The sequence below is a fragment of the Paracoccus chinensis genome, assembly GCF_900102885.1.
GTDB lineage: Bacteria > Pseudomonadota > Alphaproteobacteria > Rhodobacterales > Rhodobacteraceae > Paracoccus > Paracoccus chinensis.
The window spans coordinates 110,709-128,777 of sequence record NZ_FNGE01000003.1 but is presented as its reverse complement, the minus strand read 5'-3'; the positions used below and the strand labels follow the sequence as shown (position 1 = coordinate 128,777).

20 protein-coding genes are annotated in these 18,069 nt (G+C 68.4%); 10 read left to right on the top strand and 10 right to left on the bottom strand.

The window, feature by feature from the left end:
- Nucleotides 1–11 precede the first annotated feature (11 nt).
- Nucleotides 12–1,208 (bottom strand): patatin-like phospholipase family protein, encoded by a 1,197-nt coding sequence (locus BLQ03_RS04365; RefSeq protein WP_090753341.1) that lies wholly within the window; start codon nucleotides 1,206–1,208, stop codon nucleotides 12–14.
- Nucleotides 1,205–3,067 carry a cobaltochelatase subunit CobT gene (gene cobT / locus BLQ03_RS04360; protein ID WP_090753687.1) on the bottom strand — a complete coding sequence of 621 codons (1,863 nt, stop codon included), beginning with the start codon at nucleotides 3,065–3,067 and terminating at the stop codon, nucleotides 1,205–1,207. Before cobT ends, BLQ03_RS04365 begins: the two co-directional genes overlap by 4 nt.
- Before the next feature lie 115 nt (nucleotides 3,068–3,182).
- On the opposite strand from cobT, the gene BLQ03_RS04355 reads away from it, so the two are divergent.
- A complete protein-coding gene (locus tag BLQ03_RS04355) occupies nucleotides 3,183–3,689 on the top strand; it encodes a lysozyme inhibitor LprI family protein (protein WP_090753339.1) in 507 nt (168 codons plus the stop codon).
- On the opposite strand, the gene BLQ03_RS04350 is transcribed toward BLQ03_RS04355, so the two are convergent.
- Nucleotides 3,674–4,060 carry a winged helix-turn-helix transcriptional regulator gene (locus BLQ03_RS04350; RefSeq protein ID WP_090753337.1) on the bottom strand — a complete coding sequence of 129 codons (387 nt, stop codon included), beginning with the start codon at nucleotides 4,058–4,060 and terminating at the stop codon, nucleotides 3,674–3,676. The two genes, BLQ03_RS04355 and BLQ03_RS04350, sit on opposite strands and share 16 nt — an antisense overlap.
- An 85-nt stretch (nucleotides 4,061–4,145) precedes the next feature.
- Between BLQ03_RS04350 and BLQ03_RS04345 the strand changes: the two genes are divergently transcribed.
- On the top strand, nucleotides 4,146–4,730 hold the full coding sequence (locus tag BLQ03_RS04345) for an NADPH-dependent FMN reductase (protein WP_090753335.1): 585 nt from the start codon (nucleotides 4,146–4,148) through the stop codon (nucleotides 4,728–4,730).
- Nucleotides 4,731–4,768: 38 nt separating this feature from the next.
- Here BLQ03_RS04345 and cobS read toward each other — a convergent pair whose 3' ends face one another.
- Nucleotides 4,769–5,746 (bottom strand): cobaltochelatase subunit CobS, encoded by a 978-nt coding sequence (gene cobS, locus BLQ03_RS04340; protein ID WP_090753333.1) that lies wholly within the window; start codon nucleotides 5,744–5,746, stop codon nucleotides 4,769–4,771.
- 168 nt (nucleotides 5,747–5,914) lie between these two features.
- Between cobS and BLQ03_RS04335 the strand changes: the two genes are divergently transcribed.
- The gene (locus BLQ03_RS04335; RefSeq protein WP_090753331.1) at nucleotides 5,915–6,886 is read left to right on the top strand and encodes a DUF808 domain-containing protein; all 972 of its coding nucleotides are present in this window, start codon (nucleotides 5,915–5,917) and stop codon (nucleotides 6,884–6,886) included.
- A 61-nt stretch (nucleotides 6,887–6,947) separates the two neighbouring features.
- Here BLQ03_RS04335 and BLQ03_RS04330 read toward each other — a convergent pair whose 3' ends face one another.
- The 6 genes from BLQ03_RS04330 to BLQ03_RS04305 all read right to left on the bottom strand — a co-directional run bounded on the left by BLQ03_RS04330 (nucleotide 6,948) and on the right by BLQ03_RS04305 (nucleotide 10,725).
- On the bottom strand, nucleotides 6,948–7,148 hold the full coding sequence (locus BLQ03_RS04330) for a CsbD family protein (protein WP_090753330.1): 201 nt from the start codon (nucleotides 7,146–7,148) through the stop codon (nucleotides 6,948–6,950).
- A gap of 78 nt (nucleotides 7,149–7,226) precedes the next feature.
- Complete coding sequence (locus BLQ03_RS04325) at nucleotides 7,227–8,177, bottom strand: 2-hydroxyacid dehydrogenase (RefSeq protein ID WP_090753328.1); 951 nt, start codon at nucleotides 8,175–8,177, stop codon at nucleotides 7,227–7,229.
- Entirely contained in the window at nucleotides 8,177–8,527 is a 351-nt protein-coding gene (locus BLQ03_RS04320; protein ID WP_090753326.1) for a tRNA-binding protein, read from the bottom strand. Before BLQ03_RS04320 ends, BLQ03_RS04325 begins: the two co-directional genes overlap by 1 nt.
- Nucleotides 8,524–9,333 carry a pyrroline-5-carboxylate reductase gene (proC, locus tag BLQ03_RS04315; protein WP_090753324.1) on the bottom strand — a complete coding sequence of 270 codons (810 nt, stop codon included), beginning with the start codon at nucleotides 9,331–9,333 and terminating at the stop codon, nucleotides 8,524–8,526. Before proC ends, BLQ03_RS04320 begins: the two co-directional genes overlap by 4 nt.
- Nucleotides 9,334–9,402: 69 nt before the next feature.
- Nucleotides 9,403–9,906, bottom strand: a complete 504-nt coding sequence (locus BLQ03_RS04310; RefSeq protein ID WP_090753323.1) for a type III secretion system chaperone family protein — start codon at nucleotides 9,904–9,906, stop codon at nucleotides 9,403–9,405.
- Between the two features lie 180 nt (nucleotides 9,907–10,086).
- Complete coding sequence (locus BLQ03_RS04305) at nucleotides 10,087–10,725, bottom strand: glutathione S-transferase family protein (protein ID WP_090753321.1); 639 nt, start codon at nucleotides 10,723–10,725, stop codon at nucleotides 10,087–10,089.
- A gap of 153 nt (nucleotides 10,726–10,878) precedes the next feature.
- Here BLQ03_RS04305 and BLQ03_RS04300 point away from each other — a divergent pair, with 153 nt between their 5' ends.
- The 7 genes from BLQ03_RS04300 (at nucleotide 10,879) to BLQ03_RS04270 (ending at nucleotide 18,065) form a co-directional block, all read left to right on the top strand.
- On the top strand, nucleotides 10,879–12,024 hold the full coding sequence (locus BLQ03_RS04300; RefSeq protein ID WP_090753686.1) for a muconate/chloromuconate family cycloisomerase: 1,146 nt from the start codon (nucleotides 10,879–10,881) through the stop codon (nucleotides 12,022–12,024).
- A 60-nt stretch (nucleotides 12,025–12,084) separates the two neighbouring features.
- Complete coding sequence (gene benA, locus BLQ03_RS04295) at nucleotides 12,085–13,476, top strand: benzoate 1,2-dioxygenase large subunit (RefSeq protein ID WP_090753319.1); 1,392 nt, start codon at nucleotides 12,085–12,087, stop codon at nucleotides 13,474–13,476.
- A gap of 5 nt (nucleotides 13,477–13,481) precedes the next feature.
- A complete protein-coding gene (gene benB, locus BLQ03_RS04290) occupies nucleotides 13,482–14,000 on the top strand; it encodes a benzoate 1,2-dioxygenase small subunit (RefSeq protein WP_090753318.1) in 519 nt (172 codons plus the stop codon).
- 92 nt (nucleotides 14,001–14,092) lie between these two features.
- Entirely contained in the window at nucleotides 14,093–15,118 is a 1,026-nt protein-coding gene (benC, locus tag BLQ03_RS04285; RefSeq protein WP_090753316.1) for a benzoate 1,2-dioxygenase electron transfer component BenC, read from the top strand.
- A complete protein-coding gene (benD, locus tag BLQ03_RS04280; protein WP_090753314.1) occupies nucleotides 15,115–15,909 on the top strand; it encodes a benzoate diol dehydrogenase BenD in 795 nt (264 codons plus the stop codon). Before benC ends, benD begins: the two co-directional genes overlap by 4 nt.
- 43 nt (nucleotides 15,910–15,952) lie before the next feature.
- On the top strand, nucleotides 15,953–17,131 hold the full coding sequence (locus tag BLQ03_RS04275; RefSeq protein ID WP_090753312.1) for an ABC transporter substrate-binding protein: 1,179 nt from the start codon (nucleotides 15,953–15,955) through the stop codon (nucleotides 17,129–17,131).
- 64 nt (nucleotides 17,132–17,195) lie between these two features.
- On the top strand, nucleotides 17,196–18,065 hold the full coding sequence (locus tag BLQ03_RS04270) for a branched-chain amino acid ABC transporter permease (protein WP_090753310.1): 870 nt from the start codon (nucleotides 17,196–17,198) through the stop codon (nucleotides 18,063–18,065).
- Nucleotides 18,066–18,069 lie beyond the last annotated feature (4 nt).

Here is an 18,069-nt window from a genome sequence, read left to right as displayed (position 1 = left end):
GTTCCTTTCCTTCAGTGCTGCCCCATGAGCGGCCCGGCATCGTCCGCCCAGCCATGAGCCGAGCGGCCCGTCGCCAGCCCCGCCTGGAACAGCGTGTTCATGTAGGCCGCGTCGAAGGGCTTGTAGGGCGGCAGCGCAAGGTTCGGCGGCACTGCGGTCACATTGAAGCCGAAGCCGTCGCGCCGCGCCTGCGCCTGCATGTCCGCGATGTTGCCGACGGACTGGTGCTTGATCAGCGTGGTCAGGCTGCGCTCTGCGATCGAAACCACTCCCTGCCGCGTGGGCTCGTATTCGGCCGCGAGCTTCGAGTTGCGGATCACCCACATCCGGCGCGGCCCCTTGGGCGGCGGCAGCCGCAGGCCCGGCGGATAGGCGAAGACGCCGCGCGTGACCCCGCCATCGACGTGCAGTTCCTGATAGTGCCGGCCGTCCGCCACCACGTCAATGGTCACGGGCGGAAAGGCACCCGGCACCGAGGCCGAGGCCAGCAGGATGTCGCGGATCAGCTGCACCCGGTCCGGCTGGCCCGAGGCCGCGATCCGCCCGATGTCCCAGATCACCTGCCGCTGCGCGTCGAGGTTCGTGGTCCCGATCAGCAGCATCCGGCCCTTGCGGCGCTCGGCCGCGATCTCGGCCACCATCCGGGGCGTCACGATCCGGTTGATCTGGTTGCGCAGTGGCGCGCTGTCCCCGATCGACGGCGCGCCCGCCAGCGCCGCCAGTGGCCGCAGGATGAAGACGTCGCTGGCGGTGGTGCGGGTGTAGAAACGCTCCAGCGCGTCGTCGTAACGTGGGCCCAGAAAGGCCAGCGCCGCGATCAGCGCGCCGGTCGAGACGCCGGTGACATAGTCGAACTCGGGCCGGTCGCCGCGCTGGGTCCAGCCCTTCAGCACGCCCGCCCCGAAGGCCCCGGCATCGGCACCGCCCGACAGCGCCAGCAAGTCGATCGGCTCGCTGGACTGCAGCCGCGCAAGCGCCGCGCGCCCGAGGTCGTCGGACGAGGCGCCGCTGGGGCCAAGTTCGTCCCCGAAGGCCCGGATGCGGGCATAGCCGGGGGGCTCGGCCTGCAGTTGCGCAGCGGCGGGCACGGCCGGGGCCAGCCGGATCGGCACCACCCCGCAGCCCGGCAGCGCCAGCACGAGCGCCAGAGTCACCGCAGCGACAGCCCGGCGCGTCTGCGCCCCTGCGGGACCGCGGCCGTCGCTCAACGCCGGGCCGCGCCGCCCAAAGCCCGCGCGCGCTTGCGCGGGTCGCTTTCGAACAGCCCGGCGAGTTGCTCGGTCATCGCGCCGGCCAACTGGTCCACGTCGGTGATCGTGACCGCGCGCTGGTAATAGCGCGTCACGTCATGGCCGATGCCGATGGCGATCAGCTCGACCTGGGCGCGCCGCTCGATCATGGCGATCACGTCGCGCAGATGCTTTTCCAGATAGCTCGCCGGGTTCACCGACAGGGTAGAATCGTCCACGGGCGCGCCGTCCGAGATCACCATCAGGATGCGCCGCGCCTCGGACCGCCGCACGAGCCGCCGGTGCGCCCATTCCAGCGCCTCGCCGTCGATGTTCTCCTTCAGCAGCCCTTCCTTCATCATCAACCCGAGGTTCGGGCGCACCCGCCGCCAAGGCGCATCGGCGCCCTTGTAGATGATGTGGCGCAGGTCGTTCAGGCGGCCCGGCGTGGCAGGGCGGCCGTCCTGAAGCCATTTCTCGCGGCTCTGCCCCCCCTTCCAGGCGCGGGTGGTGAAGCCGAGAATTTCCACCTTGACGGAACAGCGTTCCAGCGTCCGCGCCAGCACGTCCGCGCAGATCGCGGCGATGGAGATCGGCCGCCCGCGCATGGATCCCGAGTTGTCGATCAGGATCGTGACGACGGTGTCGCGGAACTCGGTGTCCTTTTCCCACTTGAAGGACAGCGGAGTCGTCGGGTTCGCCACCACCCGCGCCAGACGGCCCGCATCAAGCGTTCCTTCCTCCTTGTCGAACTCCCAGCTGCGGTTCTGCTGGGCCTGCAACCGGCGCTGCAGCTTGTTGGCCAGCCGGCTGACCGCCCCGCGCAGGGGTTCCAGCTGCTTGTCCAGATAAGCTCGCAGGCGTTCGAGTTCCGCCGGATCGGCCAGGTCCTCGGCCCGGATCTCCTCGTCGAAGGCCTGGGTGTAGACCTTGTAGTCGGCGCTCGCCTCGCTCACCGGCGGCGGCAGTTCGGGCGGCATCTCACTGTCCGCCATCTCGGCGTCCTCGACCAGTTCCTCGTCGGACTGGTCATCCAGGGACACCTGCGCCTGCCGCTCGTCCTGGGTCCGCTCCTGGCTCTGCTCGGGGCTGGCCTCGGCGTCCTCGCCTTCTTCCTGCTCGCGCGACTGGTTGTCGCCGGCTTCCTCGTCCTGCTCGGCGTTCTCGTCGGAATCGTCCTGCTGCGGCTCGTCGGGATCGTCGCCCAACTGGTCGCCATAGCCGAGGTCGGCGATGACCTTGCGCGACAGCCGCGCGAAGGCCGCCTGATCGGCCAGCGCGGCGTTCACGTCGGCCATCGCGCCGCCCGCCTGCTGTTCCACGAAGGGGCGCCACAGGTCGGCCACGTGCTGCGCGGCGGAAGGAAGCGGTCGGTTCGTCGCCGCCTGCCGCACGAGATAACCGGCTGCGACCGAAAGCGGCGCATCGGCGGGCGCCTTGATCTGGCCATAGCCCTTGCGGTCGGCCTCGGCGCCCAGCTTGGCGTCGATGTTCGACAGCGCGCCCGGCATGTCGCGCGCGCCAAGGGCCTCGCAGCGGGCGGTTTCCATCGCCTCGTAAAGCTCGCGCGCCATGGGGCCGGTCGGCGCATAGCGGGCATGGGTCGCGTCGTCGTGGTGGCGCAGCCTCATCGCCAGCGCGTCCGCAGTGCCGCGTGCCTGCACGATCTCGTCCCGCGTCATGCGCCGGCTGACCTGCGGCAGGCGCATCGTGTCGCCCGCGACGCCCGAGGGGTCGGCGCTGTAGGTGACGTTCAGCTCGCGGTCGTCGGCCAGCGCGCGGGTCGCCTCGGCCAGAGCTTTCTTGAACGGATCGGCGGGGTTGTCGGATCTCTTCATGCGCCTGTTTTCGGACAGGTTGCGCCCCGTGTCCATGAGTCGCATGCGCCCTTGCGCGAACCCTTTGCGGCACCGGGGCGTTCGCCGGGCAGGTTTCCGCAAGACAAGGCTTCCCATGCGCCCGACCCTTTTGGCCCTGACCCTGATACTGCCCGCCCTGCCCGCCTTGGCGCAGGACTGCACCGCCGCCCTGAACGAGGCCTATCGCAAGGGCTTTTCCAAGGGGGTCGAGGCCGTGAACGCCCAGCTTGGCGCGGTCACCGCGAAGATGCAGCAGGACGTGCAGGCGCAGGTGAATGCCCAGCTTGCCCAGATCGAAGCGCGCCGCAGCCGCGAGATGGAGGAGGCACTGGCCGCCGCGCAGGCCCGTTCCCTGGCCGAACAGGGACCGATCCGTGCCGAAGGGATGCCGCAGATGCCGCCCCTTGCCGCCGCGCCCGGCGGAGGCGTCGCGCCCGTGCTGCCGCGCGACATGGCGGCGGCCACGCCGATCACTCCCAGCCCCGGTGCCGGCCCCGCGGACCCGGCCAGCCTGCCGCCCGGGACGACCATCACCATCACCGATCCGCAGAACCTGCCTCCCGAGTTGTTCCGGGCGCTGATGGACTATGCGGCGCGCTGAATCGACGCCTCGCGCCCGTCATAGGCCGCCCGCGCTGCGTCGATGCAGTCAGCATGGGTGATCGTCCAGTCGGCCAGCGCGGCGATGGGGCCGAACAGGTCCTTGCCCATCGTGGTCAGCGCATATTCCACCTGCGGCGGCGTGGTCGGCGTCACCGTGCGGATGACCAGTCCGTCGCGTTCCAGGTTCCGCAGGGTGCGGGTCAGCATCTTCTGCGAAATGCTGCCCAGCTGGCGCCGCAGGGCGGAAAACCGGCGCGGCCCGCGTCCGAGGGCGCGGACCACCAGCAGCGTCCACTTGTCGCCGATGCGCGACAGCATCTCGCTGATGCGCTGGCAGGTTCCGGTGTCATGGGTGTCGCATGGTTTCATGAGGGTGCCTTCTTGCGGGGCCTTTTCCCGCTCTCTAACTGATCCGAAGTATCTTTCGGAAACCTAGTTAATCATGGAGACCATAATGGCCAAGCCCCGCATCGCCGTCATCATCGGCTCGACCCGCAAGGCCCGCTTCGCCGACAAGCCCGCCGCCTGGCTGATGGACAAGGTCAAGGACCATCCCGAGCTGGACTTCGAGCTGGTGGACCTGCGCGACTATGACCTGCCCTTCTTCGACGAGGCGGCCTCGAACGCCTATGTCCCCTCGCAGGACCCGCGCGCCGTGCGCTGGCAGCAGAAGGTGGCCGAGTTCGACGGCTATCTGTTCGTTCTGGCGGAATACAACCACGGGATGCCCGCCTCGGTGAAGAACGCCTTCGACCAGGACTACGTCGGCTGGAACCGCAAGCCGGTCGGCGCGCTGGCCTATGGCTCGATGGGCGGGGCCCGCTCGCTCGAACATCTGCGGCAGGTCGCGGTCGAGCTGCAGATGGTGCCGCTGCGCAACGCCGTCCACATCGGCGGGTCCGAGTTCTTCAAGGTCTGGAGCGGCGGCCAGAACGCCCCCATGAGCGAGATCGAGGGCGTGCTGCAAGGTTCGCTGAAGTCGATGCTGGAAGAACTGGTCTGGTGGACCAAGGCGACCAAGGCCGCGCGCGAGGCCTGAGCCGCGCGCCGTGCGGGACGCGCGGAAGGCGCGCGCCCTCACCCGGCCTTTGCCACGGCGCTTTCCGGCAGTTCCTCGTCGAACAGGCGCTGGTAGAACTCGGCGACCGTCTGGCGTTCCAGTTCGTCGCACTTGTTCAGGAAGGTCAGGCGGAAGGCATAGCCGACGTTGTCGAAGATGCGGCTGTTCTGCGCCCAGGAGATCACCGTGCGCGGCGACATGACCGTGGACAGGTCGCCCTGCATGAAGGCGGTGCGGGTCAGGTCCGCCAGCGTCACCATCTGCGCCACGCATTTGCGGCCCTTTTCGGTGTTCATCTGCGGCACCTTGGCCAGCACGATGGCGACCTCGGCGTCATGCGACAGGTAGTTCAGCGTCGCCACCAGGTTCCAGCGGTCCATCTGGCCCTGGTTGATCTGCTGGGTGCCGTGGTAAAGGCCGGTCGTGTCGCCCAGGCCCACGGTGTTCGCGGTGGCGAACAGGCGGAAATAGGGGTTCGGGGTGATGACCTCGTTCTGGTCCAGAAGGGTCAGCTTGCCTTCGGCCTCCAGCACGCGCTGGATCACGAACATGACGTCCGCGCGGCCCGCGTCATATTCGTCGAAGACGATGGCGGTCGGGTTGCGCAGCGCCCAGGGCAGGATGCCTTCGTGGAAGACGGTGACCTGCTTGCCGTCCACCAGCTTGATCGCGTCCTTGCCGATCAGGTCGATCCGGCTGACGTGGCTGTCCAGGTTCACCCGCACGGTCGGCCAGTTCAGGCGAGCGGCCACCTGCTCGATATGCGTGGATTTGCCGGTGCCGTGGTAGCCCTGGATCATCACCCGGCGGTTATAGGCAAAGCCTGCCAGAATCGCCAAGGTGGTGTCGGGGTCGAACTTGTAGGTGGGGTCCAGTTCCGGCACCCGTTCGGTGCGCTCGGCGAAGCCCTTGACCTTCATGTCGCTGTCCAGGCCGAAGACGTCGCGGACGTCGATTTCCTCGGTCGGTTTCGCGTTCTGATCCAGAGTAGCCATCGCCCCAGTCCCCCATCGGTCCATCCGGCCGGTGATGGAACATCCTTGGGCCGCGTGCAAGGCGTGTCACCTCATGAAAGGGGGGGCCAAGTCCCGCTGTTCCACGTTGATCGAACCGAAACCCCGCCGCTGGCGTTCGCCACCAAGCGCACTGGCAAGGGAACGGCAATGAGCGGGCTGATCGCACTACTGGATGACGTGGCGGGAATCGCCAAGGTCGCGGCGGCATCGGTGGACGACGTGGCGGGGATGTCCGCAAAGGCCGGGATGAAGGCCGCGGGCGCCGTGATCGACGACGCGGCGGTGACGCCGAAATACGTCCACGGCTTCGATGCCAGGCGCGAGATCCCGATCGTGTGGCGCATCGCCAAGGGCTCGATCTTCAACAAGGTCGTGATCCTGCTGCCGATCGCGCTGATCCTGTCGGAACTGGCGCCTTGGGCGATCACGCCGCTGCTGATGATCGGCGGCGCCTATCTCTGCTTCGAGGGGGCCGAAAAGGTCTGGCACGCGCTCAACCCCCATCCCGGGCATGACAGCTACGAGGGCGAGGAGGTCGGCGATCCCTGCCAGCTCGAGGAATCCAAGGTGAAGGGCGCGATCAAGACCGACTTCATCCTGTCGGCCGAGATCATGACCATCGCGCTTTCCACCATTCCCCCGGATCAGGGACTCGTCATGCGCGCCATTGTGCTGTTCGCCGTGGCCGTGGCGATCACAGCCGCCGTTTATGGCGCGGTGGGGCTGATCGTGAAGGCGGACGACTACGGCGTCTCGCTGGCCCGCACGCGCGAGGGGTTCCTGGAATCTGCCGGCCGCGCCATCGTCAAGGCGATGCCGGGCTTCATGAAGACGCTGACCATCGTCGGGACCGCTGCAATGTTGTGGGTGGGCGGCAACATCGTGCTGCATGGCCTTGATGAGCTTGGCTTCGGCTTGATGTACGACACGATCCACCACTGGTCCGAGTTCGCCGCGCACGCCGTCCCCACGGCGCAGGGCTTTGTCGGTTGGGCGGTGACAGCCTTCTTCGACGGGCTGTTCGGTCTGGCGCTGGGGCTTCTGCTGATCCCGCTGTCCACGAACGTCCTGGCGCCCTTGTGGCGCGGCGGTCAGCGGCTGCTGGGCCGCACGGCCTGAGCTTCTTCAACGCAGAAGGGGCGCCTCGCGGCGCCCCTTCCTCATTCCCCGGCAGATATCGTCAGCCGTGGCGGCGCATGAAGTCGTTCATCTTCTCGTCCGCATCCGCCTTGGCCCAGCCATAGCGTTCCTGCAGCTTGCCCGACAGCTTGTCGCGGTCGCCGTTGATCTGGGTGACCTCGTCGTCGGTCAGGTCACCCCATTCCTGCTTCACCGAACCCTTCAGCTGGTCCCACCTGCCCTGGATGATATCCCAGTTCATTGCCTGGCCTCCGTTGTTTCAACCTGCATGAACAACGCGGGGCCAAGTCCAAGGTTCCGCTGGGTTTCCCTTGGGGCGTCAGGCCACGCGATCAGGGGGCGCATCGCCCCGGAAGAAGGCCGTCAGGTTCTCCAGCGCGCGCAGGGCCATGTCGGTGCGCACCTCCTCGGTCGCCGTGCCGAGATGGGGCAGCAGGACCACGTCCTCGCGCACGCGCAGCGCCTCGGGCACCTCCGGCTCTCGCTCGTAGACGTCAAGGCCCGCACCGGCGAGCTGGCGCGCCTCCAGCGCCGCGATCAAGGCAGCCTCATCCACCACGTCACCGCGGGCGATGTTGACCAGGATCGCGCCCGGCTTCATCGCCGCCAGTTCCGCCGCGCCGATCAGGTGGCGGGTCGCGGCGCCGCCGGGCACCGCAGTCACCACGATGTCGGCCTGCGCCAGCAGGTCCGCCAGCGGCACCTGCCGCGCCGGCAGGTCGAGGTCCGTAACAGTCGAGCGGTTGTGAAAGATCACCGGCATCCCGAAGCCATGGTGGCAGCGGCGCGCGATGGCCTGCCCGATGCGGCCCATGCCGATGATACCGACAGTGCGGCTCGTGACGTGCATCCCCAGCATCTGCGTCGGGTGCCAGCCGGTCCATCGCCCCGCGCGGACCAGCCGCTCGCCCTCGCCCGCCCGGCGCGCGGTCATCAGGATCAGCGTCAGCGCGATGTCGGCGGTGGCGTCGGTCACGACATCGGGCGTGTTCGTCACGATGATGCCCGCCGCGCGGGCGGCTTGCAGGTCGATGTGGTTGAAGCCCGCGCCGAAGTTCGCGAGCACCCGCGCGCGACGGTCGGACGTGCCCAGCACCGCCGCGTTGAAGGGATCGCCGAGCGTCGGGAGAACCGCGTCATTCTCGCGCAGGGCCGCGATCGCCTCGGCCTCGGTCAGGGGCGCAGTCGAGTCGCGGAAGGTCGCGTCAAAAACCTCCGAGATCGCCCTTTCGGCGGCGGCCGTCATGCGGCGGGTGACAAGCAGGCGCATCAATACATTCGTCCTCCGTTTGGGACCGGGCTGTCGGGGCCGATCAGCACGACTTGGCCGTCAGCATCGGGCAGGCCCAGGACAAGCACCTCGGACATGACCTTGCCGATCTGGCGCGGCGGGAAGTTCACCACGGCCAGCACCTGCCGCCCGACCAGCCCGGCCGGCTCGTAGTGACGCGTGATCTGGGCCGAGCTGCGCTTTTCCCCGATGGCGGGACCGAAGTCGATCCACAGCCTGATCGCGGGCACGCGCGCCTCCGGGAAGGGCTCGGCGCGGATGATGGTGCCGGCGCGGATGTCCACGCGGGCAAAGTCGTCATAGGCGATCTGCGCGGCAGGCCCGGTCATTTGCCAAGCTCCCGCCCACGCGCCGCAGCCGCCGCCACGGTGCGGCGCATCAGGGGTGCAAGACCCGTTTCGGGGTCCATCAGGTGCGCCAGCCCGGCCGCGGTCGTGCCGGCGGGCGAGGTCACGGCCTCGCGCAGCTTCGCGGGATCCTCGTCCTCGTGCATTGCCAGCGCCCCTGCCCCTGCAACCGTCGCGCGGGCAAGGTCCAGCGCGAGATCGGCGGGCAGCCCCTCGGCCTCGCCTGCCGCCGCGAGCGTCTCGATCAGGTGAAAGACATAGGCGGGACCCGAGCCGGAGACGGCCGTCACCGCGTCCATCTGCGATTCGTCCGTCAGCCGGACGACGCGGCCGACGGCGGCCATCAGTGATTCGGCCATGTCCAGCGCGGCCGCACCCGCCTGATCGTTGCCGACAATGGCGGTGATCCCCTGCCCGATCGCGGCGGGGGTGTTCGGCATCGCGCGCACCACGGGGGCGCCGGGGAAGGCGCGGCCATAAGCAGCCAGCGTCACGCCCGCCGCCACCGACAGCACCAGCCGGTCGGCGCCGCCTGAACGGGAAAGGCTCGGCAGCACGTCCCCCATCATCTGCGGCTTGACCGCCAGCACGATCACGGCCGGATCGGCGGGGCCCGGCCCCTCGACCGAAACACCGCGCTCGGCCACCCAGCCGGGCACCTTGGGATCGATGACATGGACGGCCTTGGGCGCAAGCCCGCGCGCCAGCCAGCCCTGCAGCAGCGCGCCGCCCATGCGCCCGCACCCCACGAGCACAAGCCCCCTGTCATTCAGATGCGCCAGATCCATGTGCCCCCTCGCCTGCCATTGTCGGCAGCAAGGGGTAACCATCGGCGCGGCGCTGTCCAGAGGCGGCGCTCAGGCCGCACGGGCCAGCGCAACAGGAAGGGCCAGGGCCAGCGCCGCTTCGGGCTCTCCGCCCCGGCAGGCGGACTGGAAGGAAGGATGAAACCGCTCGCAGTTTTCGACGGCGCTGCGGATCATGCAGTCGATCTGCCCGTCTTCGGCCAGCGCCTGCCCGGACAGCACCAGCCCATAGCGCCAGACCATCACGCGCTGCTGCGGCCAGAAGGCGAAGCTGCCGTCCCAGACTTCGTCGTTGACAAGGTTCAGAAGTTGGTAAAGCGCCGGCATCCGCGCCTCGGGCGGATCGAGGTCGAAGCAGCAGATCAGCCGCAGCATCTCGTCGCGTCCGGACCAGGCAAGCGTCAGCGCATGGTCGCGCCACTGTCCGCGGATCGTCACCGCGATCTGGTCGTCCGCCATCCGCTGGAACTCCCAGCCGCGGCGCAGGGCCACGGCTTCGGCGATGTCGATAGGATGAGTCTCGTCGGCTTGGATTCGATGATCCAGCTGCGCCATGTGTCCTGCCCCTGCCCTTGACGGCCGGGTTGATCCCGGCCTGTCGGTCCTGTCCCCGGCTCATTCGGCGGCAGGCCTTCTGCGGATCAGGGTGTCGGGCTAAAACGCGCTTCTGTAAACAGTTTTTTAACGACAGCCGTTTCGGCCCGCCTGCGAGTCACCCCCGCAGGCGGGACCGTGTCAGCCCGCCGGACGGGGGTCGTCCCGGAACTCGGTCGCCTGCACCGAGGGACGGGCGCGGAAACTGGTGTGCCAGGCCGCCAGCTGGGGGCGGCCCTTGGGCCAGTTCTCGGCGCCGAAGCGAAAATCGAGGTAGCTGAGCGCAGCCCCGATGGCGACATGGCCGATGTCGAAGTCGCGGGCGGCGATGGCACCGATGTTCTCCTCCAGCCAGTCGAGCGTGCTGCCCGCCTTGCGCCGCCAGGCGTCGATCTGCTGCGGGCTGCGCTGCTCCTCGGGCCGCATCCGCGTCTCGACCAGCCACGGCAGGGCGATGTCCATCAGCCCCGAGCCGGTCGCCTCGTCCCGCAACGCGAGAACCCGCGCCTCGGGATCCGCCGGAAACAGGCGCGGGCCTTCGGTGCCTTCCTGATCGGCCCATTCGCAGATCACGCGGCTGTCCCAGATCGGCGGCAGCCCCTCGCGTTCCAGCGTGGGGATCTTGCTCAGCGGGTTCACCTGCATCAGCCCGTCGTGCGGGATCAGGGGATCGGCATGGGTCCGCACGACCGTCACCTGCGAGGCCAGCCCCTTTTCATGCAGCGCAACCATCACCTTGCGGACATAGGGCGAGCGCGGGGACCAGTGAAGCGTTGGCATCTTGTCTCTCCTGTAGGTGCGGACGCGACTCCGGCTGTCGGCCCTTCCGGGCGAAAGGAAAATGCCGCGCAGGGTATCAGGCAAGACCGGGCGCGTTATCGACAGGACCGGCCCCGGACGTGACTGTGGCAGCACATGCCACGAGGTGCCGACATGCCAAGGATCGACCTGATCGAAACCACGCTGCTGGATATCCCCACGATCCGGGGCCACGTCCTGTCGATGACCACCATGACCGCACAGTCGGTCGTCCTGGTTCGCGTCCGCTTCGACGACGGCTCGGAAGGGATCGGTGAGGGCACCTCGATCGGCGGCCTCAGCTATGGCGGCGAAAGCGCCGAAAGCATCAAGCTGGCCATTGACCATTACATCGGGCCCGCCCTGATGGGCCACGACGGCAACGACATCAACGGCGCCATCGGCATCATCGAGCGGACCGTGCGCGGCAACCCCATCGCGCGCTGCGCCGTCGAGATCGCGCTCTGGGACGGCCTCGGCCGCCGCCTGGGCGTGCCGGTGGCGCAGCTCTTCGGCGGTGCGGTGCGCCCGGCAATGCCGGTCGCCTGGACGCTGGCCAGCGGCAATTCGACCACCGACATCGCCGAAGCGGAAGCGATGATCGAGGCGCGGCGCCACAACATCTTCAAGCTCAAGATCGGCAAGCGCGACCTCAAGTCCGACATCGCCCATGTGGGCGCGATCTGCGCGGCCGTGGGCGACCGGGCCAGCATCCGGGTGGACGTGAACCAGGCCTGGGACCTGGCCACCGCGCGCCGCGGCGTCGCCATGCTGGAGGAGATCGGCGTCGAGCTGGCCGAGCAGCCGGTCCGGGCCGAGTTCCTGCGCGATCTCAAGGCGCTGACGGACACCTCTCGCCTGTCGATCATGGCCGACGAGGTGCTGCAGGGCCCCATCGACGCGATGCGGGTCGCGGCCAACCGCTCGGCCGATGTCTTCGCCGTCAAGATCGGCCAGTCGGGCGGCCTGCGCCGCGGCTCCGAGGTGATCGCCATCGGGCAGGCCGCGGGCCTGGGCCTTTATGGCGGGACCATGCTGGAGGCGGGAGTATCCACCGCCGCCGCGCTGCAGCTGTTCTCGACCGTCGAGACGCTGCACTGGGGGACCGAGCTGTTCGGGCCCCTGCTGCTCAAGGACGAGATCCTGGCCGAACCGATCCGCTACGCCGATTTCTGCGTGCACCTGCCCCAGGGGCCGGGCATCGGCGTGGCCCTGGACCCCGACAAGGTCCGTTTCTACCGCCGCGACCGCGGCGCCACCCTGGCCCCCACGGGAAGCTGACCAGCGCCACAGGCAGCAGCACGCGACCCACGGCCATCATCGATCTGGGAGGAGAGAAAGATGTTCACCAGCACCGACCTGAACGAGCTGCAGGCCCGCCTGCAGAACGTCGTCGAGGACGACCCCGAGCGCGGCGTCTTCCGCGCCCGCCGGGACATGTTCACCGACGAGGACCTGTTCGAGCTCGAGATGAAGCACATCTTCGAGGGCAACTGGATCTACATGGCCCATGAAAGCCAGATCCCGAACCCCGGCGATTACTTCACCCTGTTCATGGGCCGTACCCCTGTCGTCATCACCCGCGACAAGCAGGGCCAGCTGCACGCGCTGGTCAACGCCTGCTCGCACCGGGGCGCGATGCTCTGCCGCTTCAAGCGGCGCAACCAGATGACCTTCACCTGCCCCTTCCACGGCTGGACCTTCTCGAACACGGGCAAGCTGCTGAAGGTCAAGGACCCGAACGGCGCGGGCTACCCCGACCAGTTCAACTGCGACGGCAGCCACGATCTGACCCGCGTGGCGCGGTTCGAGAACTATCGCGGCTTCCTGTTCGGCAGCCTGAACCCGGACGTCTCCTCGCTGCAGGACTACCTGGGCGAGGCGCGCCACATGATCGACATGGTGGTCGATCAGTCCGACCAGGGGCTCGAGGTGCTGCGCGGCTCGTCCACCTATACCTATGACGGCAACTGGAAGCTTCAGGCCGAAAACGGTGCCGATGGCTACCACGTGTCGGCCGTCCACTGGAACTATGTCGCCACCACCGGCCACCGCCAGGCGGACGGCAAGGAAGACAAGATCAAGGCCAACGACGCCTCGAAATGGGCCAAGCAGAAGGGCGGCTTCTACAGCTTCGACAACGGCCACCTGCTGCTGTGGACGACCTGGGCCGACCCGACCAACCGGCCGGTCTATGCCCGCCATGCCGAGTTCGAGGCGAAATACGGCAAGGCCAAGGCCGACTGGATGGTCGGCTACCTGCGCAATCTGTGCCTTTATCCCAACCTGTTCCTGATGGACCAGTTCTCCAGCCAACTGCGGGTCTTCCGGCCCATCAGCGTGGACAAGACCGAGGTCACGATCTACTGCATCGCCCCCAAGGGCGAGCCGCAGGAGGCCCGCACCCGCCGCATCCGCCAGTACGAGGACTTCTTCAACGCCTCGGGCATGGCGACGCCCGACGACACCGAGGAGTTCCGGGCGACCCAGCGCGGCTATGCCGGCGCGGCGCACGCCCAGTGGAACGACCTGTCGCGCGGCGCCAAGCAATGGATCACCGGTCCCGACGACGAGGCCAGGGCCCTGGGCATGAACCCGATCCTGTCGGGCGCCCGCACCGAGGACGAGGGCCTTTTCGTCATCCAGCACAGCCAGTGGGCGGAACGGATGGCGCGCGCCATCCAGGATGAGCGCGCCGCGCTGGCCTCGCAACAGCCCCTCGCCGCGGAGTGAAGCCGATGAACGAGATGACCCCCACCACCGCCGGTGCGATCACCTTCGACCAGGTGCAGGCCTTCCTGCACGCCGAAGCCCGCGCCCTGGATGACCGCCAGTGGGACGACTGGCTGACCTTCTACCACCCGGACTGCCAGTTCTGGATGCCGGCCTGGGATGACTTCGACACCCTGACCGAAGACCCCCGGAACGAGATGTCGCTGATCTACTATCCCGACCGCTCCGGGATCGAGGACCGCGTCTTCCGCATCAAGACCGACCGCAGTTCGGCCACCTCGCTTCCCGAGCCGCGCACCAACCACAACCTCAGCAACATCGAGATCATCGAGCGCACCTCGGACTCGCTGAAGCTGCGGTTCAACTGGCTGACGCTCTCGTTCCGCTATGGCGAAACGGACCAGCACTGGGGCACGTCCTATTACACCCTGGACCTGTCCGGACCGCGGCCGCTGATCCGCGACAAGAAGGTCGTGCTGAAGAACGACCGCATCCATCACGTGATCGACGTCTACCACATCTGACCGCCGCAGCCGGCCGCCCCTGAGCGGCGGCCGGAGCTGACCGCACAGGACGCGAACGGCCAGCCCGTCCGCGAACGGAGGAGGCTTGACCCATGACGACCTACCGCATCGCGCTGAACTTCGAGGACGGCGTCACCCGCATCATCGACTGCGACGAGGATGAGAAGGTGACCGAGGCCGCCTTCCGCCAGCGCATCAACATTCCCATGGACTGCCGCGACGGCGTCTGCGGCACCTGCAAGTGCCACGCCGAGAAGGGCGAGTACGAGCTGGAATTCTACCTCGACGAGGCCATGACCGAGGACGAGGCGGCAGAAGGCTATGTCCTGACCTGCCAGATGATGCCCCGCAGCGACTGCGTGGTGTCGGTCCCGGCCTCCTCCGCCGTCTGCAAGACGGGGGCCGAGAAGGTCGGCGCCGAGGTGATCGCGGTCGAGCGGCTGTCGGAAACCTCGTTCGGGCTGCAACTGAAGCTCGACAAGCCGATCCCCTTCCTGGCCGGCCAGTATGTCAACATCGACGTGCCCGGTTCGGGGCGCCACCGCAGTTATTCCTTCAGCTCGGCCCCCGGCGCGACCGAGGCGAGCTTTCTCATCCGCAACCTGCCCGGCGGGCTGATGAGCGGCTGGCTGTCCAACACCGCCCAGCCCGGCGCGCGGGTCGAGGTCACGGGGCCGATGGGCGCCTTCTACCTGCGCCCCGTGACGCGGCCGCAGTTGTGGCTGGCGGGCGGCACAGGCATGGCGCCCTTCCTGTCCATGCTGGAACAGGTGGCCGCCGAGGGCACCGACCAGCCGATCACGCTGTATTACGCCGTCACCCGCGCCGCCGACCTGGTCGAGATGGACCGGGTCATGGCACTGGCCGATCGCATCGGCACAGTGAACGTCATTACCATCCTCGCCGCCGAGGAGGACGCCCATGATCGCAAGGGCTTCGTCACCGACCACCTGTCGGGCAGCGACCTGAATGGCGGCGACGTGGACGTCTATCTCTGCGGCCCGCCCCCCATGGTCGAGGCCGTGCGCCAGCACCTCAGCCACGCGGGCGTGACCCCCGCCAGCTTCCATTACGAGAAGTTCAACCCGACCGAGGCCCCGGCCGAGGCCGCCGCATGAGCGCCACCCATTTCCCCGGCCGCTTCGCCGGCAAGGTCATGGTCGTGACGGGCGCGGCCCAGGGCATCGGCGCGCGCGTGGCCGAACGCGCCGCCGCCGAGGGCGCCGAGGTGCTGATCGTGGACCGCTCGCCCCACCGCGACGAGGTGGTCGAGCGCATCCGCGCCGCAGGCGGGGTGGCGGAAGCCGTCTCGGTGGACCTTGAAACCTGGGAGGGCTGCCGCGAGGCCATCGCCCATGCCGTCGCCCGCTGGGGCCGCATCGACATCCTGGTCAACAATGTCGGCGGCACGATCTGGGCCAAGCCCTACGAGTTCTACGAGCCGCAGCAGATCGACGCCGAGGTGCGCCGGTCGCTGTTCCCGACGCTCTACTGCTGCCGGGCTGCGATCGAGCCGATGCTGGAGGCAGGGCACGGCGTGATCGTCAACGTCTCGTCCATCGCCACGCGCGGGCTGAACCGCGTGCCCTATGCCGCGGCCAAGGGCGGCGTGAACGCGATCACGGCGAGCCTCGCCTGGGAAGTGGCCGAACGCGGCATCCGCGTGGTCGCCACCGCTCCCGGCGGGACCGAGGCGCCGCCGCGCCCCGTGCCGCGCAACCCCAATGCCGAAACCGAGCAGCGCGAGGACTGGTACCGGACCATCGTCGATCAGACGGTCCAGTCCAGCCTGATGAAGCGCTACGGCACGCTGGATGAACAGGCGGGAGCGATCCTGTTCCTGGCCTCGGACGACGCCAGCTACATCACCGGCGTCACCCTGCCCGTGGGGGGCGGCGACCTAGGCTGATCCGCAGGAAACTTCAGGAATATCGACATACTGGGAGGATAACATGTCGAACTTCGTCAAGGCCGCCGTCGCGGCCGTCATCGCAAGCTCTGCCGTCGCGCAGGCGCAGGCCGAGGACATCAAGGTCGGCCTGCTGCTGCCCTTCTCGGGCGTCTATGCGGCGCTTGGGGAGGAGATCGAGACGGGCTTCCGCCTGGGCCTCGACACCTTCGGCGAAGGCAGCGGCGCCAGCTTCGAGATCGTCCGCGAGGACAGCGAGGCGAGCCCGCCGGTGGGCCTGGCCAAGACCCGCAAGTTGGTCATGCAGGACAAGGTGGACGTGATGGCCGGCGTCGTCAGCTCGGGCGTGCTCGGCGCGATCCGCGACGTGGTGGACGGCGCCAAGGTGCCGCTGATCGTCGCCAACGCCGGCAACGACGAGGCCACGGGCGAGGCCTGCAGCCCCTGGATCACGCGCATGTCCTTCTCGAACCAGCAGGTGAACCGGCCGATGGGCAAGTACCTGGTGGACCAGGGCATCACCAAGGTGTTCACCATCGGTGCCGATTATGCCGCGGGCCAGCAGATGATCGGCGCCTTCGCCGAGGCCTTCAAGGCGGCGGGCGGCGAGATCGTGGGGCAGGAGTTCACGCCCTTCCAGAAGACGCAGGACTTCGGCCCGTTCCTCGCCAAAGCGAAATCCAGCGGCGCGCAGGCGGTCTATGCCTTCTACGCGGGCGGCGAGGCGATTTCCTTCGTCAAGCAATACGACAGCTTCGGGATGAAGGACGCGCTGCCGCTGTACGGCGCGGGCTTCCTGACCTCGCAGCTTTACGTGGACGCGCAGGGGCGTGCGGCCGAGGGCGTGGTGACGGCGCTGCATTACGTGCCCACCATCGACAACGAGGCCAACAGGCAGTTCGTCGAGGCCTTCAAGGTCAAGGCCGGCCACCTGCCGTCGGAATACGCGGTCCACGGCTATGACGCCGCCCGCGCGCTGGTCGAGGCCGTCAAGTCCGGCGCGACCGACCGGGAAACCCTTGGCGCGGCGCTGCAGAAGACCAGCTTCGACGGGCCGCGCGGCGCGACCGCCATCGACCCGGCCACCAACAACATCGTCCAGCCGATCTATGTCTACCAGATCGTCGCGGGCGAGGGCGGCGCGCAGACCCAGAAGGTCCTGTCCCAGCTGCCGGCCGAGGCCGACCCGGTCAACGGCTGCGAGATGGCCCTGATCAACTGATCCCGTGCCCCGCCTGAGCAGATGCTCCGGCGGGGCCTTTTCGCTTTTAGGGGAGGAAAGCGCCATGCAGGCCGATCTCGGCTTCTGGGTGCTGCAGGGGCTGAACGCGCTTCAGCTGTCCATGCTGCTGTTTCTGCTGTCGGTCGGCCTGACGGTGATTTTCGGGCTGATGCATTTCGTCAACCTGGCGCATGGCTCGCTTTACGCGCTGGGCGCCTATGCGGCGGCCACCGCGGGCGCGGCCATCGGCTTCTGGGGCGGGCTTCTGGTCGCGCCCTTCGCGGTCGCCGCGCTGGGGGTGGTGCTGTATCTGGTCTTCATCCGCCGGATGCGGCGGGCGGGGCCGATGGCGCAGGTGCTGGTCACCTTCGGCCTGATCTTCGTCATGCTGGACCTGACCCGCATCGTCTGGGGCGCGCAGGCGCTGTCGGCCCCCGTCCCGGCGCTGCTGGACGGGCGGCTGACGATCCTCGGCGTCGAATACCCGGCCTACCGGCTGTTCGTGATCGCGCTGGGGCTGGCCATCTGGGGCGTGCTGGCGCTGGTCCTGGGCCGCACCCAGATCGGCGCGATGATCCGCGCGGGCGTGGACAACGACTCGATGGCCGCCTGCATGGGCATCGACGTGGAAAAGATGTTCTTCCTCGTCTTCTGCGTGGGCTGCGCGCTGGCGGGGCTGGCGGGCGCGGTCGCCGCACCCCTGCTGTCGGTCACGCCCGACATGGGGCTGCAGATCCTGATCCCGACGCTGATCGTCATCGTGATCGGGGGCCTCGGCTCGCTCAAGGGCGCGATCGCGGGGTCGCTGATCTATGGGGTCGTGCAGACCTTCGGCGCGGTGCTGTTCCCGCAGTTCGCCTCGATCCTCATCTACGGGCTTCTGGCCGCGGTGCTGATCCTGCGCCCGGCGGGCCTGTTCCCGGCAAAGGGCTGAACCG

Coding starts and splice junctions, on each gene's coding strand:
- BLQ03_RS04355 (WP_090753339.1), top strand. CDS start 3,183: ATGCGCCCGACCCTTTTGGCCCTGACCCTGATACTGCCCGCCCTGCCC.
- BLQ03_RS04350 (WP_090753337.1), bottom strand. CDS start 4,060: ATGAAACCATGCGACACCCATGACACCGGAACCTGCCAGCGCATCAGC.
- benB (WP_090753318.1), top strand. CDS start 13,482: ATGAACGAGATGACCCCCACCACCGCCGGTGCGATCACCTTCGACCAG.
- BLQ03_RS04345 (WP_090753335.1), top strand. CDS start 4,146: ATGGCCAAGCCCCGCATCGCCGTCATCATCGGCTCGACCCGCAAGGCC.
- benC (WP_090753316.1), top strand. CDS start 14,093: ATGACGACCTACCGCATCGCGCTGAACTTCGAGGACGGCGTCACCCGC.
- BLQ03_RS04270 (WP_090753310.1), top strand. CDS start 17,196: ATGCAGGCCGATCTCGGCTTCTGGGTGCTGCAGGGGCTGAACGCGCTT.
- benA (WP_090753319.1), top strand. CDS start 12,085: ATGTTCACCAGCACCGACCTGAACGAGCTGCAGGCCCGCCTGCAGAAC.
- BLQ03_RS04330 (WP_090753330.1), bottom strand. CDS start 7,148: ATGAACTGGGATATCATCCAGGGCAGGTGGGACCAGCTGAAGGGTTCG.
- BLQ03_RS04325 (WP_090753328.1), bottom strand. CDS start 8,177: ATGCGCCTGCTTGTCACCCGCCGCATGACGGCCGCCGCCGAAAGGGCG.
- BLQ03_RS04305 (WP_090753321.1), bottom strand. CDS start 10,725: ATGCCAACGCTTCACTGGTCCCCGCGCTCGCCCTATGTCCGCAAGGTG.
- benD (WP_090753314.1), top strand. CDS start 15,115: ATGAGCGCCACCCATTTCCCCGGCCGCTTCGCCGGCAAGGTCATGGTC.
- proC (WP_090753324.1), bottom strand. CDS start 9,333: ATGGATCTGGCGCATCTGAATGACAGGGGGCTTGTGCTCGTGGGGTGC.
- cobS (WP_090753333.1), bottom strand. CDS start 5,746: ATGGCTACTCTGGATCAGAACGCGAAACCGACCGAGGAAATCGACGTC.
- BLQ03_RS04310 (WP_090753323.1), bottom strand. CDS start 9,906: ATGGCGCAGCTGGATCATCGAATCCAAGCCGACGAGACTCATCCTATC.
- cobT (WP_090753687.1), bottom strand. CDS start 3,067: ATGAAGAGATCCGACAACCCCGCCGATCCGTTCAAGAAAGCTCTGGCC.
- BLQ03_RS04300 (WP_090753686.1), top strand. CDS start 10,879: ATGCCAAGGATCGACCTGATCGAAACCACGCTGCTGGATATCCCCACG.
- BLQ03_RS04320 (WP_090753326.1), bottom strand. CDS start 8,527: ATGACCGGGCCTGCCGCGCAGATCGCCTATGACGACTTTGCCCGCGTG.
- BLQ03_RS04335 (WP_090753331.1), top strand. CDS start 5,915: ATGAGCGGGCTGATCGCACTACTGGATGACGTGGCGGGAATCGCCAAG.
- BLQ03_RS04275 (WP_090753312.1), top strand. CDS start 15,953: ATGTCGAACTTCGTCAAGGCCGCCGTCGCGGCCGTCATCGCAAGCTCT.